We start from the raw sequence: 16,937 nt of genomic DNA, 5'->3' as shown, positions 1-16,937 counted from the left end.
AACAATGTATTAATCTGTGTATCAATCAAATTATTTATTTGAATCGATGGAGTGTTGGAATGATGGAAAAATGGAAGAAAGAAACAAAAAATCTAACCTCTTGTTATCCATTATTCCATTATTCCAAGTTTCCATCATCATTCTAAACAATTACATATCTCTGTAAATTACCAAATTATCACATTTCTTATATCGAACTCACGTTATTTATATAATTCACATATCTCATACTAACTTTTATATCAACATTATCAGTAAAGTTTTCAGGTGTTAATCAATTATAAGATAAAATGGATATTGCGGCCACCAAAGAGTTCAAGGAGGTATATTTTAGGCGATATCATTATCGTCATAGTTTCGTTAATAAATATTTTATCATAATTTAAAAGCGTTTTGTATTGATTAGTTCTATAAAATTAGAGAAAAAATATGGAGAATAGAAAAAAATGGAAATACTTTCCAGTATACAACAAAGTGCCACAAATGAGATGGGGATACTCTTTGATAAAGTTTTCAATGAGTGTGTCAGTAAAAACATTAAAATCAAGAAAATCGGAAAATTTCTATATTTATTATTGCAACTTCAACTAAAACAGGCGGAATAGATGTATTGATAAACTTGCTCTTTTAACTTCATTACATATATATAAAGTGATCCTATTTTAGTGGAGTAAAAATATTAGATGAATAATAAGATAATATTTATTTTTTTAGATGGAGTTGGGTTAGGACGAAATGATGATTCAAATCCTTTTACAAAAGCTGCTATGCCAACAACACATAATTTGATTGGTGAAAAATTGACTAATACCACAAATATTGTTGAGCAAGATATATTAGTTAAAGGAATTGATGCATGCTTGGGGGTTGATGGAGTTCCTCAGAGTGCAACTGGTCAAACATCATTATTTACGGGCTTTAATGCTCAGTCAATTCTTGGATATCATTTAACAGCCTACCCAAATAAAGAGTTGATATCTTTAATTAATAAACGCTCAATTTTTAAATATGCAAAGGAAAAGTATATTAATAGCATCTTCGCTAATTCCTATACTGATAGATTTTTCGATTCTTCTAAACAAAATATATCATCATACAGTGTTACAACATATTGTGTTTTAGCAGCTCAGCTAAGATTTAATACTATTAATGATTTAATTAATGGTAAAGCAGTTCATTGGGATATAACAAACAGTACTTTACAAAATACATCCGATAGTCGTGCCCCCGAAATATCTCCTTATCAAGCAGGACAAAACTTAAAGAATTTAGCTAATGACTATGAATTAATTTTATATGAATGTTTTTTGCCTGATTTAATTGGGCATAGAAGAGATATGAATATTTCTATTTCATTTTTAGAAATGTTTGATGAATTTCTTAGAGGAGTTACAACTGATAAGCCCTCCAGTGTAAATATACTAATTTCAAGTGATCATGGAAATATAGAGGATTTATCAACGGGAGGTCATACTAGAAACTCGGTTCCACTTATTCTCTTAGGAAATTTATCTCGAAAATTTTCAAACGTTAATTCTATAGATGAGATATTCCATGCAATATTTTCAAATGTATTTAATGTAACATAGGAAATATTTGTTTTTTGCTAATATCCAAGCTTATTTAAAAATGATATACTGAATTTAAAATTATTTTAAAGTGATAGATATATTTTTTACATTCTTTGAAAATCCTTTGGAACAAAATTTATTCTCAGATTACCTATCTGTACTGTCTCCGGAATTAAAAGAAAAGAATTCACGTTACATTCGCTGGCAGAACAGGCATTCACATCTGTTTGGTAAATTGCTTCTTATTGAAGCACTAAAAAGACATGGGATTGAAAACGATATTTGGAATTATGTTGAATATAATTCATATGATCGTCCGTATTTAACATTGAACGAATATGATTTTAACATAACGCATTCAGGTAATTATGTGGCTTGTGCAATAGGGAAGAATATTAGGCTTGGTATTGATATTGAAGAAAATAGAGATGTGAATTTAAAACATTTCGATACGGTAATGACTCCAAGTCAGTGGAATAAGATTTATAATGCGAATTATCCATTAAAAGAATTTTTTAAATATTGGACAATTAAAGAAAGTGTAATCAAGGCAGATGGTAGGGGGTTTGCAATTCCGCTTGATAAACTTGAAGTTAAAAACAACACTGTACAATATGATGATAAATCATGGCTTGTACAAGAATTAAAAATTGGTAGCAATTATAGTGCGGCATTAGCAACAAACCAATTAACTGAATTTAAAATCCACGAAATAAATTATTATCATAACGATACTAATAGACACGTTATTCCACAATTGGAGCGTCAATTTTAGCCCCCATTGAACTGGAATTTAATATTGTAACTAAAGAATCATAATCAAGGATTTAGTGATGATGGTTCTAATATGAATTCACTTGATAATAAAGCACATGTGACTTAAATGGCACATGTGCTTTATTATTTGTACCGAGAATTTTGGTTTATCACCCTTTTAATGCCCATCTTAGTTTAGCAGAACGTGCACGTGGATTAGTATTACATTCTTGAGCCGATGGGCGAATTGGATCGGGAGCAACCTCGCTGTACAAGCCCAAACGAAAGAAGTACTGGAATGATTTTTTAACCCTGCGATCCTCCCCCGAATGGAATGAAAGTATTGCCACTCGACCTCCAGGGGCAAGAGAATAGGGTAGTTCTTCCAGAAATTTATCCAAAGCCCCAAATTCATCGTTAACTTCAATTCGCAAAGCCTGAAAGACACGTTGGCACGATTTCTTAACCTCATCATTACGCTGTTGCTTTGGAAGAAATTCTAAGGCCTCTAATATTATTTGTTTGAGTTGCGTTGTAGTTGTTATATCTATTCCCTTTGAAATACAGGCTGTAATTGCTTTAGCGATAGGCTGATAATAAGGTTCATCAGCATTCTCCACCAGTATCATCTCTAATTCATCTTTCGAAACATCTTTTAAAAATTCTGAAGCCGATTTTCCACTTTTAGGGTTAAGCCTTAAATCAAGCGGACCATCAACTTTAAATGAAAATCCTCTCTCGGGATTATCTATTTGCATAGATGATACACCCAAATCGGCTAGTACAAAATTTAAAAGACCTGCTTCGGATACGATTTGATCGATGCAGGAGAAATTCATCTTTTTGATTTCTAAAATTTCAGATCCGTAACCTAATGCTCTTAGCCGATCCTGCGTCCTAGGCAATTCAAAAGGGTCTACATCAATGGCATATAAACGTCCATCTGGGTGTAAACACTTAAGAATTTCTAAACTATGCCCCCCATAACCTAGCGTGGCATCCAAACCAATTTGTCCTGGAATTATCTTGAGAAAATCCATTATTTCGTTAACACAGATAGAGCGATGCATTCCAGCAGGTGTTCTCCCTTGCTCCATGACCTTTGCAATATCCTCGGCGTAAAGTTCGGGCTGTAACTCTTTATACTTTTCCTTAAAGGATTTTGGGTGAGTTCCTTTATATCGTTTACGCCGAACGTGTTTTGGTTCTTGATTTTCCATGGCTGCAAAACTAACAAATTTGCGTTTTAACGATTTATCACGACTAAACTATTTGAGTTTTTGGGAGATAAAAGTATTATACCTACATAAAAACATGCTATTTTCCATTCAACTCCTTTCAAATTTTGTTACTGTTACCATGGAGTATTACTTTTTCTTATTCAATTTTAATTCAATATTCAAACTAGCGGCTATCTCTTGAGTTTTATCTTTCATTCTCCTATTTTTCTCCTTTAATTCCATAGATTTATCAAGAGTTTCGATGTATTCAAATACTTCATTTAGTTTATCTAATGGCAATAATGCACAACTTAAGCAAAAGAAATTCTTCGAACGCCCATCGTCAAAACTTGAAATTAATTCATTCAATATTGTTATTCGTCTCATTTGATGATCGATAAAAGAATCTATCCCGTGATGTTTTATAAAATCAAGATTTGTAAATACTTTACTATGAGTTACAAATGAATCGTACCCACCTTTTTCTGAATCGAAACGCTTACAAGGATATTCATTACACTCCGAGCAAACCTCCAACCCTTTCTTTGCTACGCAACAAGTTAGGAATCCGCATGAGGGGTGCTTTTCTTTAAAATTTAGCCCGCCACATCCCGGACAAATAGAATCACCTTTTGTATGAAATCGAGGGCATAGCCCACAATCAATTCCACAACAACCAATGGTGAAATGTTTTTTTAGTGTTTCTGCCATGCTAGTATTGGATTCTATTATGCTATACTATCTCTTGTGCTACTAAATTATTAGTTGTACTGGGTTCTCAAATAGGCTTTGAGACTATAACATACTTAGAAGGCAACGACATTTGATGATTGATATCAATTTATTGTGCTATCTCACTTCACTTTTCAGATAATTATCTATTACTTTTATTGTATATCTAAGATCTCTCTCTGAGGTGTTTTTACCAAAACTGATACGAATAGTTTCAGCGGCTGCTTTATCGGATAATCCAATCGCCTTTAAAACATGCGAAGGTTCATTTAATTGAGTACTGCATGCCGAACCTGATGAAACAGAAACTCCGTAATAATCCAACATCATCATTAATTCACTGCTATTTAAATTAGGGAAAGTAACACTGATTGTATTTGGTAAACAATCGTTTTTTGGTGAATTAATAATTATATCTGATTTAATAACTTTCAGATGTTTTATAAATTGTTCTTTTAGCAATCTTGTTTTTTCAGAATAGGATATAAGATTTTTAACATCCTTACAAGCTGTGCCAAAACCTGCAATATTGTGAACCGATTCTGTTCCAGCACGCATTCCTTCTTCCTGATGTCCACCATGAATAAAAGGCTCAAGCGGGCTACTTATTTTTGCATATAATGCTCCAATTCCCTTAGGTCCATAAAGTTTATGTGCTGAAAATGTGGCATAATCAACTCCTAATTCCTTTACATTAACAGGAATCTTGCCAAATGCTTGAACGCAATCAGATAATACAAGAATATTATGTGATTTTGCGAGTGCGCTAATTCCTTTAACATTTTGAATTGTTCCAATCTCGTTATTCGCCAAAATACAGCATATTAAAAATGTATCTTCATCAATTAGATTTTCTAACTCTTTAAGAGAAACAAAACCATAATTATCTACTGGACAATATTGAACAACAATTCCTTGCGTTTTCAAAAATTCTAATGTATTTTTTATCGAAGGGTGTTCAATGGGTGTTGAAATAATTTTCTTCTTTTTAGGATAGAAATGATTACTCAACGATATTAATACTGCATTGTTTGATTCTGTGGCACAGCCTGTAAAATATATCTCATGTGAATGGGCATGAATGGCTTCGGCAACTTGTTTACGAGCCTTCTCAATGATATGCGAAGACATTCTTCCTATGTGATAAGCCGATGAGGGATTGCCCCAATAATATTTCATTATTCGATTCATCGTTTTTCTCACAGGATTACTAATGCATGTAGTTGCATTGTTATCGAGATAAACTTGTCTTTTAAAGCGAAAAAGATGTCTTAACTGTTCAAAAGAAACTATTCCCATATTTATTATACTTTTGCAAGTGCATCAATTAACTTCTCGCAACCACCACTTCTTAAATATTCTGAGTGGTCATCAATTGATTGAAATTGTTTTCCACTTATCTTACTGCATAACATCTCTGAGTCAGTTTGAATAAAAAAGGCTCTTAATATACTTTTTGCATCCGGATTATTAATCAAGGTTAGTGTTTTACCAGGATTTTTTTTACCCCAATCAAGCATCTTATACCAAATTACTGCACTTAATGCCCCACATGCATTTCCGCTTAAACCAATGCCTCCCGCAAAACCTGCTACCATAATAGCCTCTTCGTCACTTGCCCCCATTCTTTGAACAACCTCAGTTGCACAGCTCATACATGGTTTGCTATGAATTGTTTTTTCAGACAGCCCCTTATTGGCTGCCTGAATTGCTTCAGGTGTCCATTTTACAATAAGATTGAAACACGTACCATATACAAAACCTTGCATAATTGCTTTTACTACGTAAATAGCAAAATCTACTTTGTTTTCCCAATCAACTTTTGATATGTCTCGACAATTGACGGTTTGAGTTCGCTTATGAAATGAATCCACAAGATATTGAGATGCAATAATTGCAGCAGCAATTGCTTCGCTTTTTTCATTATATCTGCGGTATGATTCGGTTCCAATTGCCAATGCACCACCCCATAGCATTCCGCATTGATGACCTTTCTGGGCTATCCCACCTGCTAATAAGAAAGATGCTTTCTCCTCATTTTCTTTATGATTATCAAATTCATGATTCAGTAAATGAAACATGGCATGAGTACAAGATCCACATTTCCAGAATACTTTTCTGGGATTTAGTTTTACTTTACTTGAATTATCCATAAGGTTTTTCATTTTATGCGTACAAGTCTATAATTTTTCGTGGTTTTTTATACTGTTGCCTAATTTGTTTATAACCACACCAAAGGTGTACTTTATTTTCAAACTAAATAAAAAATTATAAAAATAATTTGATTTTGAGGTTGCCTTGCATTTAATAGAATACCACCTCATTCATAATACCAAACAAAATATCAATAGTTAATGATATTTTGACTAATACATAGCTTGGAGAACGTATTACCTGAGCAATAGTATCGGAATATTCTATATAATATAGCTGAAAGCGTATGGGGTTGATGGCTTAATTTAGTATACATGAGAATCGGTATTCAGTGGTATGAAAGGCTTTCCTATAGGCTCAGTGCCTATCGGCTGTCTACTCGATGAGTGCTTTGAATGGTAAAAATTCAAAATAACCCATAAAACGATACGATATGATTCGTTTTTATTCGATTACTCTGATACGATATAAGCCTATTTGATACGATTGTGAAACGACCTTACTTTCCTGTATCGTTTCCATGGTTTGGGACGTTGTGAAGTTATCCACCAATACCTAAAATCAGTATTCATTGGTGTGAGTGGAACTCCGAAAGGCTCTGTGCTTCTTATTAGTAGGCTACTTGATTATAAAATTTGCATTTTATAATGTTGTACTTTCTGACTTTGCAATAGTTTCTTTTGCTAAAGACTTAAATGCTTTATTAATTTTCTTTTTGGCTTCTTCGGCTTTTTCGCCATCGATTACTTCTCTCTTAAGAACTTCGTTTTCTATTAAGGAACAAATCTCTTCGTTTGAAACCTTTACCTCGGGGTAGAGTTTTTTCATGATCTTCCTAATAGAGTCAATTATGGGTTCGGAAATAATTAATTGACCAACAAAGAATTTGCTAAATGTTTGTTTCTGCAAATGAAAATCAGCTAATACGGATTTCCCTAAACTTTCCTTGCAAACATAATATAGAAGTTCAAGGTCGTTATCTTTTTTTACATTCAATTGAGTAAAATCGAATTCATAAACTAATTCATTACTTACAGGTTTTCCAAATATAATTTTAAAAACTTTCCAAACGCTTCCATTTGTAAGTATAACCCAATCTACTCCTGCATTTGAACCATAATCAACGGCTTGCCTTATATGGTCTTCTTTCAAGTCTAATCCTGCTGCTTTAACTTCAATAATAAACCGAACTTTTCCATCAATTTTGATAGCTAAATCACAAAATGTCTTCTTTACTGCCTGTTCAGAAGTAATTTCAGAATATTTGTCGTATCCAAAAAGGTCGGAAAGCATATCTGTAATTATTACAACTGTATCCGATTCATTAATGTCTTTGGTTCTAGCAGCAGATACAATTGATTGAAATTTTTTCAAGCCGCTTGCTAGTCGAGTTTGAACTTTTGGAGGAAGAGTTGCCATATTGTAATATTTTTTTAAGTTAAAACACTATCAAATGTAATCATTTATCTGCCCAATAGTTATAGTTTGTTGCATGATTCGTTTATAACCCCGCCAAAGGTGTTGGTTATTCTCAAACTTACTAAATAATTAGCAATCATCAAAATACAATTGCCTCATAATATGGATAGTTACTTTATTCAATCTCCCCTAACTCCAAAAACAAAGGGAGCCGTTTGGCTCCCTTCATATTCCTTTACTTCCCTTGATTATCGTCATTGTGCTGCATCTTCTTTTGCAGTTTACGCCTGCGCTTTTCACCCTTTTTCCGTCCTCTCCTATACCTAACAATATACCTCCATAAGTAATACCCAACCACTGCAAGAATCCATAGAGGCCAGATTCCTATTAGGAAAAGGAAGAATACCACAATTCCATTCCAGCCAAGACTCACCGCCTTTTTCAATCGTTGGAAAAAGTTGGGTAGTTTTTCGGGGTTATACTTAAACTCCAATGTTTGGTAAACATTTAGGTTAATTGAGCTGTAGCTAACCTGATGGTTCAGATACTTTAACCTTCCCTCAGTGGATTCAATATCGGTTCTAATCTCGCCCAGTTTCTGCTCAATCTTAAGAATATCCTCAATGGAATTGGTTTTCCTCAAAAGTTTAAGATACGTTTGCTCAACCTTTTTGCCATTATTAAGCCTTGTTTGAACATCAATATACTCCTCAGTTACATCCCGCGTTTCGATATTCTGTGAATCAACCTTTTTGGCTAGCTTAGCAAGGTTTGCAAGTAGCATTTCAAACTGATTTGCAGGTACCTTAATATTAATGCTATTGCCAATTTGATACTCAGTATTCTGTAGATTTTCATTTACAATGCAAGCGTTAAAATGCTTAAGAGCGCTATCTATCAGCTTCCTGCTACTACTATAATCCAAAACCTCCATATTGAGATATGCCGTTTTAATAATCTTTTTCTCAACATCCACTTTTGTTTGAGCAGATTCGCTTGGCGATGGTGGGGGAGGAGGTGCTTGTATCAAGTTATCACCCTGGCTAAAATTTTCACGTTCAGCCATTATAGCTTTATTATATTCGCTTTTGGACCTACACCCAACAACCAATGCAATGGCAATAAAAAGTACTACTAATTTCGTTTTCATAGGGTTATATATTTAAGGTAACATGCTAACAATAAACAAACTGGCCACAAACATGAAACACCCAAGTTTATTATATCGCATTTTGCGATAATTTGCATATAAAAATTTCATACAACTGATAAATAGGGCTTTAACCTTAATCACACAAAAGGCCAAAATCAGATACCCTGTTATAGCCCCTTAATTTAAGGGGTTGGGGTTTACGTTCCTAATCCCCCACCTCATCATCAGCCACAACAATCACCTTACTCCCCTGCACATCAATAGTATCACCAACCCTTATCTTTGCCCGTCTCCTACTTTCAACAAACCCATTAACCTTCACCAAACCATCATCCACAAGCATGTGGGCAATACCACCAGAATTAGCGAGTTTTACGGATTTTAGCAGCTTATCAAGTTGAATGTACTCCTCTTTCAGCGTAAACGTTTTCATTATCAGTTTAAATTTGCGTTAAGGTACAAAAAAAACCACCCCGAAGAGTGGTTTTAGATTAAATAATAGCAAGCTCTATTTTGTAGTAGATTCAAGTCTTTTCATAATAGAGAATATAAATAGGGCAGCCACAATACAGCAAATAATGAATATACCCCAAAGCATATAAAGTTCTATTTTACCCCATAATAAACTTCCTACAAAAAGGAACTTATTACCAATTGCGGTTGCAAGCAGCCAACCACCTTGCATTAACCCTTGGAATCGGGGAGGAGCAACTTTAGCCACAAATGATAATCCAATTGGGCTAAGGAAAAGTTCAGCAACAGTTAAAATAAGGTATGAGCTCATCAACCAGTAAGGTGATACTCTGCCTGATTCTTCAACTGCACCAGCCAAATCCTTTGGTGCAACCAAACCCAACGATGAAATTAGCACCAATACAAAACCGAATGCTGCAATAATCATCCCAATACCAATTTTACGTGGTGATGAGGGTTCTTGACCCCGTTTGCTTAACCAGCTGAATATACCCATTACAAGCGGGGTAAGCGCAACTATAAACAAAGGATTGAATGATTGGAATACTTCGGGTGAAATAGGATTGGAAGCACTATTATGCGATGCAAAGTAGTAGCAAAGGAAACCAAAAACCAAAAAACCTACAGCACCAATAATGCGAGTTTTAACCTGTTTTGTAAAGAAAACCATTGCAGAACCAGCAATAGCAGCAATTACTGAGAGAATTGACCAAATGTTGAAAAACAGGTTGGTGAATGGTCCAACAAATTGAGTTGTATAATCACGGGCATACATTGTAAGGGTGAGTCCGTTTTGGTGAAACGACATCCAAAAGAAAATTACAACAATAAATACCAATGTTAGAGCCACAACACGAGGTTTTTCCTCCTTAGTTGAAATCTGGAATATTAGTGAAACAAAACCAACGAACAATCCTACTGCTAAACCTAATTTATAGTTAATATCTCCAATATCAGTATAGCTATCGGCAACGTGAAACAGTGTGGCAACTATAGCCATTAAACCCAAGGAGATAATAATGTATTTCAAATTGCTGGCCAAATTTATGCTTGGTGCAGCTTCTACCGTTTTGTTATTCTGTTTTTCAGCAAGCGCAAGTTTGTGTTTTGAAGGTAAGAGCCTGTTGAAAATTAAATAGATAACCAGAGAAAGAATCATTGCTCCAGCAGCAATCCCAAAGGCATAGTTGAAACCAGTTGAAAAAACCTTGATATAATCGTGGGCAAATACAGTTAAATCTGCAGCCGATTTTCCTCCATCTGGTATAATCGCTGCATTTGCGAGGTTCTGAAACTGATCAACATCTTTTAAAGTCCCATTCAAATACTGATGGCTAAGTGAAGGAAGATTAGCATTTTCGAAATACCCATTTGTTTTTAGCCAAAACTCTTTAATTCCCTTGGCAACAAATGGAGCAAAGAAAGCGCCAATGTTAATACCCATATAGAAAATCATAAAAGCACTATCGCGAAATCCTTTGTACTTTTCATCATCGTACATTTGACCCACAACAGCTTGAAGATTTCCTTTGAATAGCCCATTACCTAATGCAATTATTAACAAGGCAGTTACTGAAACCCAAAGTTCCAATCCAGGAATTGCTATAAGGCAATAACCAGTAAACATTACAACCTGTCCTATAAATATTACTGACTTATATTTTTTTGTCCAGTCAGCTATCATCCCCCCAACTAAGGCTAGGGCATAAATTGCAAAGTAGAACCATGAATAAATGCTTCCGGCAGAGTCAGCGTCAAGTCCATATCGTGCTTGCAGAAACATTACTAGAATGGCCATCATTGTATAAAACCCAAAGCGTTCTCCCATATTAGTGAAAAACGCCACAAGTAGTCCTTTAGGGTGGTTTTTTAACATAGATAATTGTTTTTGAAGGTTATTTTTTAATCATTTTTTTTCAAAGTTGGTAAATATAAAAAAAAAACAAACCAATCGATGTGATGTGCTAAATGTTATAAAGCTTATTTGGTTTTAATAGATTGATTCTGCTATCAAAAACCTTATATTTGTTCAGATGTATTTTATTTGTAGATGAAAGTATTCTTAACCTCACAAGTACGTGATATCGATCGGTTAACGATTGAGAAAGAGCCCATTTCACCCATAAACCTTATGGAAAGAGCTGCTGATGCTTTATTCAGATGGTTTGCTTGCAATATCAGCGCAGTAAATACAATTGCAATATTTGCAGGACCGGGTAATAACGGGGGCGATGGCTTAGCACTGGCTCGTATGCTAATAGATTCAGGCTATATTGTGGAGGTTTATACTTTTGAATCCGCCAATAACTCTCCCGATTATCTTATCAATCTTGCAAGGCTTAAAAATCAAAAAATAGTTACACCTATTGTAATTAAGGACAAAAGCAATTTCCCTAAAATAAACAGTAATACCATTATTGTTGATGCCCTTTTTGGTTCAGGATTAGCGCGACCACTTTCGGGTTTAACATCGGAACTTATTGATTATTTGAATGATTCTAGGGCGCAGATTATTTCTGTTGATATTCCATCTGGACTTTTTGGCGATGAAAACCCATTTCCAAACATTAACCCTGCAATTAAAGCCTCCATTACATTAACACTCCAATTTCCCAAAATCAGCTTCTTCTTTGCCGAAAATGCCAGGTATGTTGGCGAGTGGAAGATACTTCCAATTGGATTGAATGTTGATGCTATTGAGTCATTAACAACGCTTTACAGTTACATTGATCAAGCAATGGTTTCATCAATACTCAAACCACGAACCCGATTCGATCATAAAGGCACCTTTGGGCATTGCCTGATTATTGCAGGTAGTTATGGAATGATGGGAACTTCGGTTCTTTCTTCAACGGCCTGCCTTACCTCAGGTTCAGGATTAGTAACTGCTCATGTTCCAAAAATTGGGTATCCAATTCTGCAACAATCAATCCCCGAAGTGATGATTGAAGTTGATGAAAACGATCATCACTTTTCAATAATAGGCTCAATATCAAAATACTCCGCAATTGGAATTGGCCCAGGAATTGGCAAGGACAGAATCACCGTTAATGGGCTGAAAAATCTTTTAGAAAACGTAAAAGCACCATTACTAATTGATGCCGATGGGCTGAATATTTTAGCAGATAATCCAGAGTTTATCAGATTATTACCAGAAAACACTGTAATAACACCTCATCCCGGAGAATTCGATAGGCTGTTTGGGAAATCTACATCGGGCTTTCAACGGCTCAAGATGGCTCTTGATAAAGCAAAAGAAAATAGAATCATTATTGTGCTAAAAGGTGCATATACGCAAATAGTTTGCCCCGATGGAAATATCTATTTCAACTCAACGGGAAATCCTGGAATAGCAACCGCAGGTAGTGGCGATGTACTAACTGGTGTTATTACATCGTTATTAGGTCAAGGGTACAATCCAGTATCATCATCAATTATTGGAGTTTATATTCATGGATTGGCAGGAGATTTAGCAATAGAAAAAAAAAGGGTCAATGCGCTAATTGCATCAGATATAATATCTTATCTTGGTAAAGCATTTCAACTAACCGAAAAATCAAAGAATGACTAAGAAAATTACGTTGATATTTTTAGTTGCCCTTATACTATCGTGCAGCAAAAAACCAATTCAGGTTACCCCTGCCGATATGGCAACTAGTCTTAATACCAAAGGATTAATATATGCCCTACCTCGCACTGTTTTGAGAATAAAGGTTGAGGCTATTAAAAATGTTGTTATTCCTGGCCCTTTCGGAAAGTTTGCGCAGAAATACTTAGGAATAGCTGATGTTCCTTTAAAAAAGGCGGAAGAATGGAAGATCACTAATATTGATGTGGTTTCCGTGATTGAATCCGATCCAACATCGCTTTTTGCAGCCACGCCAAGCGACGATTCTAAAGTAGATTTTTTAAAACTGTACAGTAGTGGTTTAATATTACCAATAAGTGGACTTGGGGTTAACTCAGCATCAATAAAAACCCAAATGGGTAACGACCAAATCAATGATATTGCCTATACAGATCTTTCAACCCAGCCATTTATTGCATCTGAGAAAACTACCTTTTATAACAAGGTGCAACGCGATAGTGTTTTTGTTAGAGTCCCAGTGCAAAAAGACATGATTGTTGAGAAGAATATAGAGGAGAAAGCTCGCGATGCTGCCGATTTTATCTTCTCTCTCCGTAAGCGACGTTCCGATTTTCTATCTGTTGATGCTGATCATAACTTAAATGGCGAAGGATTAAAGATTGCCTTGAATGAGATCAACCGATTGGAACAGGAGTATCTGAGCCTTTTTATAGGGAAATCATATTCTGAGAATGCAGTTTCCTACTATGAATATATACCAAACCAATCCGATGGCGAAACCTCGATTATTTTTAGATTTTCAGTATCCAAAGGAATTCTCCCCTCATCCGACCTAAGTGGTAACCCTTATTTACTTAAGAGTGAGCCAGAATCTATACCAGAAACCTACGAACCCTTATTTAAAAACATAGGCTTTGAGAAGAATAAACCAATAAAAGATGTGATTTATTATAGAATTCCAATAACAGCCAACATTAAAATCTCTGATGGAAAGAGTGATATATTTACCCGCCGTATTTCTATTTGCCAGTACGGGCCAATTGTGAGAATGCCTATTAAATTTATGATTAAGGATTCTAGTCTTATTGAGTTCTAAAACCATAAATGCCACTTAAACAATTCCAAGAACGAAAAGAACAGAAATGGCTTTTAGCCATTTCCACTCAATGTTACTCGGTGTTCTTTACTCTATTAACTCCGTGTTAAATGTTTTTTGTGATTTAGACTTAAATAGTTCTAAACTTTTGGAAACTACTTAATTTTACTTACAAATTTGGCTTTAAAATCCTCCCACTTAGTAGTTTTGTAGTAATCCTCGGCAAAGAAAACCAGAATAGGTTCAATGTCAGTGGGCGTATTATATCCTGGAACAGCCGTTAACAGCTTACTATCTCCATCCATATATACAACAGAAGGGTAGGATAGTTGTCCATTTAATAATGCAGCAGCAAATTCATGTGGAGATCTTGTCTCTGTCCCATTGTTTTTATAAACAGTGCCTTTATAAGTAATATCCTTTTTCGACTCAGCGTTAAATTTAACGGGATAGTAGAATTTATTAAGATATTCGGCAATAACAGGATGACTGAAAGTATTCTTATCCATCGTTTTACACCATCCACACCAATCGGTAAATACATCAATAAATATCTTCTTTGGATTCTTTTCATTAAGTTTTAAGGCCTCCTCAATAGTATACCATTTTACCTTAGAGGATTCTGTTTGTGCAAGAGCATTGAAGCTAATAGTAGCAAAGAGAAAATATAAAATTAAAGTCTTTTTCATGTTATTAAAATTATCAAATAGTTTGCTATAAATGTTGTTCAAATTAAATTTATTGTAATAAAACCTTCTATTCCTTATTATTGAAATCCAATATATTAATCATATCTCAATGAATACAAACTTATATGTATGCTTCGTATTTATCAAATAAGATACGATTACAAATATACAAATAAGTGAATGTGGTCTACCTAATAACATAACAAATTGTAAAATGTTGTGTACCTTTCATATCAAGTCAATTTTGTGTTTTACCTAAATATCGATACCTTTATTGGCCTTTTGGCGAAGTTAAAACTAAACCAATATAATATAAATAACTATGAGTAAAGAGATTCAAAACCTTGAACCTAAGGCTTTATGGAAACATTTCTATAACCTTACGCAGATACCAAGACCTTCTGGTAAAGAACAGGCTTCAATTGAGTTTATTAAAAAATTTGCCCAAGATTTAAAATTAGAGGTCATTGTTGACGAAGTAGGAAACGTTATAGTCCGTAAACCGGCAACTTCAGGTATGGAGAATCGCAAAGGAGTGGTTCTACAAGGACATTTAGACATGGTTCCTCAAAAAAATATTGATAAACAGCATGATTTTGAGAAAGATCCTATTGATGCATATGTTGATGGTGAGTGGGTAAAAGCCAAAGGTACTACACTTGGTGCTGATAATGGAATTGGAGTTGCCGCTACTCTCGCAATTTTAGAAGCAAAAGATCTAGTGCATGGCCCTATTGAAGGGCTATTCACTATTGACGAGGAGACTGGTATGACTGGTGCTTTTGGTCTTAAATCAGGCCTTCTTAAAGGGGATATTCTTATGAATCTTGATTCTGAGGATGAGGGAGAATTGTATGTTGGTTGCGCAGGAGGATTAGATGCGAATATAAAATTCCCATATAAATCAACTCCAGTTCCAGCAGGAATGGGTGCTTATAAACTTTCCATAACTGGATTAAAGGGTGGGCATTCGGGATTAGATATCATTTTAGGAAGAGGAAACTCAATTAAATTGCTTTTCCGATTCATGTATCACGCTGAAAAGAGTTTTGGTTTACGTATAGCATCAATTGATGGTGGTAGTTTAAGAAATGCAATCCCACGCGAGGCTTTTGCAGTAGTTGTTGTTCCATCAGCTAAAGCAAGCGAATTTGAAAAATCCGTTACTACATACCTTAATATATATAAGTCTGAGTTTTCAATGACCGAACCTTCTTTGTCGTTTGTTGCGGAGAAAACCACTATTCCATCTACACTTATCGACGATAAGACACAGTTCAATTTAATTCGCGCTGCATTTGGTTGTCCCAATGGAGTTGTTCGTATGAGCGATTCTGTTCCAGGATTAGTTGAAACTTCAAACAACCTTGCACGGGTTTATAGCGATAACACCAATATCTATGCACAGTGTTTACTCCGTAGTTCTGTAGATTCTTCCAAGGAGGCTTTGGGTGATAAAGTATCTGCTGTTTTTGAACTAGCAGGCGCAGAGGTTCTTTTAACTGGAGCATATCCCGGTTGGAAACCAAATCCTAAGTCACCTATTTTAACAGTGATGCAAGATGTTTATAAGAAGAAATACGGAAAAACTCCTGAAGTTAAAGCCATACATGCTGGATTAGAGTGTGGATTGCTGGGTGGTGCTTATCCAAACTGGGATATGATCTCTTTTGGACCAACTATCCGTTCACCGCACTCACCAGATGAGAGAGTAAATATCGAAACAGTAAATAAATTTTGGGATTTCTTAGTTGAAGTTTTGAAAGCTGTTCCAGTAAAATAGATTGATAAAAATAGAATCGAAGAGGCGAGGTGATTTTTCATCTCGCTTTTTTTTTAGCCCTTTTTCTGATAATTTGAAATCAGATTTCATCTATATGATACAATTTATTAATAGAAATTTGATTTTTCATTACAATTACTAGAATACTTAACGTTGTAAATTATTAATTCGCACGGAGTTATATTTTAATGAAAAAAAAGTTTAAAAAGATGATATTATTTTTGGTGTTTTTAAAATAAACCTTCTATATTTGCACCCGCTTTACAGAGGTATGGCGAGGAGGAAGCGGGGTGATTAAGGG

At 34.8% G+C, this 16,937-nt stretch carries 14 protein-coding genes; 5 read left to right on the top strand and 9 right to left on the bottom strand.

Translation table 11 applies throughout. From position 1 onward, the window contains the following. Nucleotides 1–683: 683 nt before the first annotated feature. Together HOO91_03700 and HOO91_03695 are read left to right on the top strand one after the other, a co-directional pair. A complete protein-coding gene (locus tag HOO91_03700) occupies nt 684–1,589 on the top strand; it encodes a phosphoglyceromutase (GenBank protein NOU16648.1) in 906 nt (301 codons plus the stop codon). Between the two features lie 70 nt (nt 1,590–1,659). Further along, nucleotides 1,660–2,346 (top strand): 4'-phosphopantetheinyl transferase superfamily protein, encoded by a 687-nt coding sequence (locus HOO91_03695; GenBank protein ID NOU16647.1) that lies wholly within the window; start codon nt 1,660–1,662, stop codon nt 2,344–2,346. A 151-nt stretch (nt 2,347–2,497) separates the two neighbouring features. Here the strand turns inward: HOO91_03695 and rsmH are convergent, their stop codons facing one another. The 8 genes from rsmH to HOO91_03655 all read right to left on the bottom strand — a co-directional run bounded on the left by rsmH (nt 2,498) and on the right by HOO91_03655 (nt 11,355). After that, complete coding sequence (rsmH, locus tag HOO91_03690) at nt 2,498–3,547, bottom strand: 16S rRNA (cytosine(1402)-N(4))-methyltransferase RsmH (GenBank protein NOU16646.1); 1,050 nt, start codon at nt 3,545–3,547, stop codon at nt 2,498–2,500. A gap of 147 nt (nt 3,548–3,694) precedes the next feature. After that, on the bottom strand, nt 3,695–4,258 hold the full coding sequence (locus tag HOO91_03685) for a DUF3795 domain-containing protein (GenBank protein ID NOU16645.1): 564 nt from the start codon (nt 4,256–4,258) through the stop codon (nt 3,695–3,697). Nucleotides 4,259–4,396: 138 nt separating this feature from the next. Continuing rightward, on the bottom strand, nt 4,397–5,578 hold the full coding sequence (locus HOO91_03680) for a cysteine desulfurase (GenBank protein NOU16644.1): 1,182 nt from the start codon (nt 5,576–5,578) through the stop codon (nt 4,397–4,399). 5 nt (nt 5,579–5,583) lie between these two features. After that, nucleotides 5,584–6,432, bottom strand: a complete 849-nt coding sequence (locus HOO91_03675; GenBank protein NOU16643.1) for a hypothetical protein — start codon at nt 6,430–6,432, stop codon at nt 5,584–5,586. 643 nt (nt 6,433–7,075) lie between these two features. Then, nucleotides 7,076–7,852 (bottom strand): restriction endonuclease subunit R, encoded by a 777-nt coding sequence (locus tag HOO91_03670; GenBank protein NOU16642.1) that lies wholly within the window; start codon nt 7,850–7,852, stop codon nt 7,076–7,078. A gap of 235 nt (nt 7,853–8,087) precedes the next feature. Then, nucleotides 8,088–9,002, bottom strand: a complete 915-nt coding sequence (locus HOO91_03665; protein ID NOU16641.1) for a DUF4349 domain-containing protein — start codon at nt 9,000–9,002, stop codon at nt 8,088–8,090. Nucleotides 9,003–9,210: 208 nt separating this feature from the next. Further along, a complete protein-coding gene (locus tag HOO91_03660; protein NOU16640.1) occupies nt 9,211–9,438 on the bottom strand; it encodes an RNA-binding S4 domain-containing protein in 228 nt (75 codons plus the stop codon). Nucleotides 9,439–9,513: 75 nt separating this feature from the next. Continuing rightward, on the bottom strand, nt 9,514–11,355 hold the full coding sequence (locus HOO91_03655; GenBank protein NOU16639.1) for a peptide MFS transporter: 1,842 nt from the start codon (nt 11,353–11,355) through the stop codon (nt 9,514–9,516). A 174-nt stretch (nt 11,356–11,529) separates the two neighbouring features. Between HOO91_03655 and HOO91_03650 the strand changes: the two genes are divergently transcribed. Both HOO91_03650 and HOO91_03645 read left to right on the top strand, forming a co-directional pair. After that, a complete protein-coding gene (locus HOO91_03650) occupies nt 11,530–13,050 on the top strand; it encodes an NAD(P)H-hydrate dehydratase (protein ID NOU16638.1) in 1,521 nt (506 codons plus the stop codon). Further along, nucleotides 13,043–14,164: a DUF4831 family protein gene (locus HOO91_03645; GenBank protein NOU16637.1), complete on the top strand. Its 1,122-nt coding sequence runs from the start codon at nt 13,043–13,045 to the stop codon at nt 14,162–14,164. Before HOO91_03650 ends, HOO91_03645 begins: the two co-directional genes overlap by 8 nt. 155 nt (nt 14,165–14,319) lie before the next feature. Here the strand turns inward: HOO91_03645 and HOO91_03640 are convergent, their stop codons facing one another. After that, nucleotides 14,320–14,853, bottom strand: coding sequence for a DUF255 domain-containing protein (locus tag HOO91_03640; GenBank protein NOU16636.1), 534 nt, complete (start codon nt 14,851–14,853; stop codon nt 14,320–14,322). 322 nt (nt 14,854–15,175) lie between these two features. Here HOO91_03640 and HOO91_03635 point away from each other — a divergent pair, with 322 nt between their 5' ends. Then, nucleotides 15,176–16,636 (top strand): aminoacyl-histidine dipeptidase, encoded by a 1,461-nt coding sequence (locus HOO91_03635; protein ID NOU16635.1) that lies wholly within the window; start codon nt 15,176–15,178, stop codon nt 16,634–16,636. Nucleotides 16,637–16,937 lie beyond the last annotated feature (301 nt).

This window comes from Bacteroidales bacterium, from assembly GCA_013141385.1.
GTDB lineage: Bacteria > Bacteroidota > Bacteroidia > Bacteroidales > Tenuifilaceae > UBA8529.
The sequence above is the reverse complement of the archived record's forward strand: the minus strand, read 5'-3'. Positions and strand labels throughout refer to the sequence as shown.

Coding starts and splice junctions, on each gene's coding strand:
- HOO91_03650 (NOU16638.1), top strand. CDS start 11,530: ATGAAAGTATTCTTAACCTCACAAGTACGTGATATCGATCGGTTAACG.
- HOO91_03670 (NOU16642.1), bottom strand. CDS start 7,852: ATGGCAACTCTTCCTCCAAAAGTTCAAACTCGACTAGCAAGCGGCTTG.
- HOO91_03640 (NOU16636.1), bottom strand. CDS start 14,853: ATGAAAAAGACTTTAATTTTATATTTTCTCTTTGCTACTATTAGCTTC.
- HOO91_03665 (NOU16641.1), bottom strand. CDS start 9,002: ATGAAAACGAAATTAGTAGTACTTTTTATTGCCATTGCATTGGTTGTT.
- HOO91_03660 (NOU16640.1), bottom strand. CDS start 9,438: ATGAAAACGTTTACGCTGAAAGAGGAGTACATTCAACTTGATAAGCTG.
- HOO91_03655 (NOU16639.1), bottom strand. CDS start 11,355: ATGTTAAAAAACCACCCTAAAGGACTACTTGTGGCGTTTTTCACTAAT.
- HOO91_03685 (NOU16645.1), bottom strand. CDS start 4,258: ATGGCAGAAACACTAAAAAAACATTTCACCATTGGTTGTTGTGGAATT.
- HOO91_03675 (NOU16643.1), bottom strand. CDS start 6,432: ATGGATAATTCAAGTAAAGTAAAACTAAATCCCAGAAAAGTATTCTGG.
- HOO91_03680 (NOU16644.1), bottom strand. CDS start 5,578: ATGGGAATAGTTTCTTTTGAACAGTTAAGACATCTTTTTCGCTTTAAA.
- HOO91_03635 (NOU16635.1), top strand. CDS start 15,176: ATGAGTAAAGAGATTCAAAACCTTGAACCTAAGGCTTTATGGAAACAT.
- rsmH (NOU16646.1), bottom strand. CDS start 3,547: ATGGAAAATCAAGAACCAAAACACGTTCGGCGTAAACGATATAAAGGA.
- HOO91_03645 (NOU16637.1), top strand. CDS start 13,043: ATGACTAAGAAAATTACGTTGATATTTTTAGTTGCCCTTATACTATCG.
- HOO91_03700 (NOU16648.1), top strand. CDS start 684: ATGAATAATAAGATAATATTTATTTTTTTAGATGGAGTTGGGTTAGGA.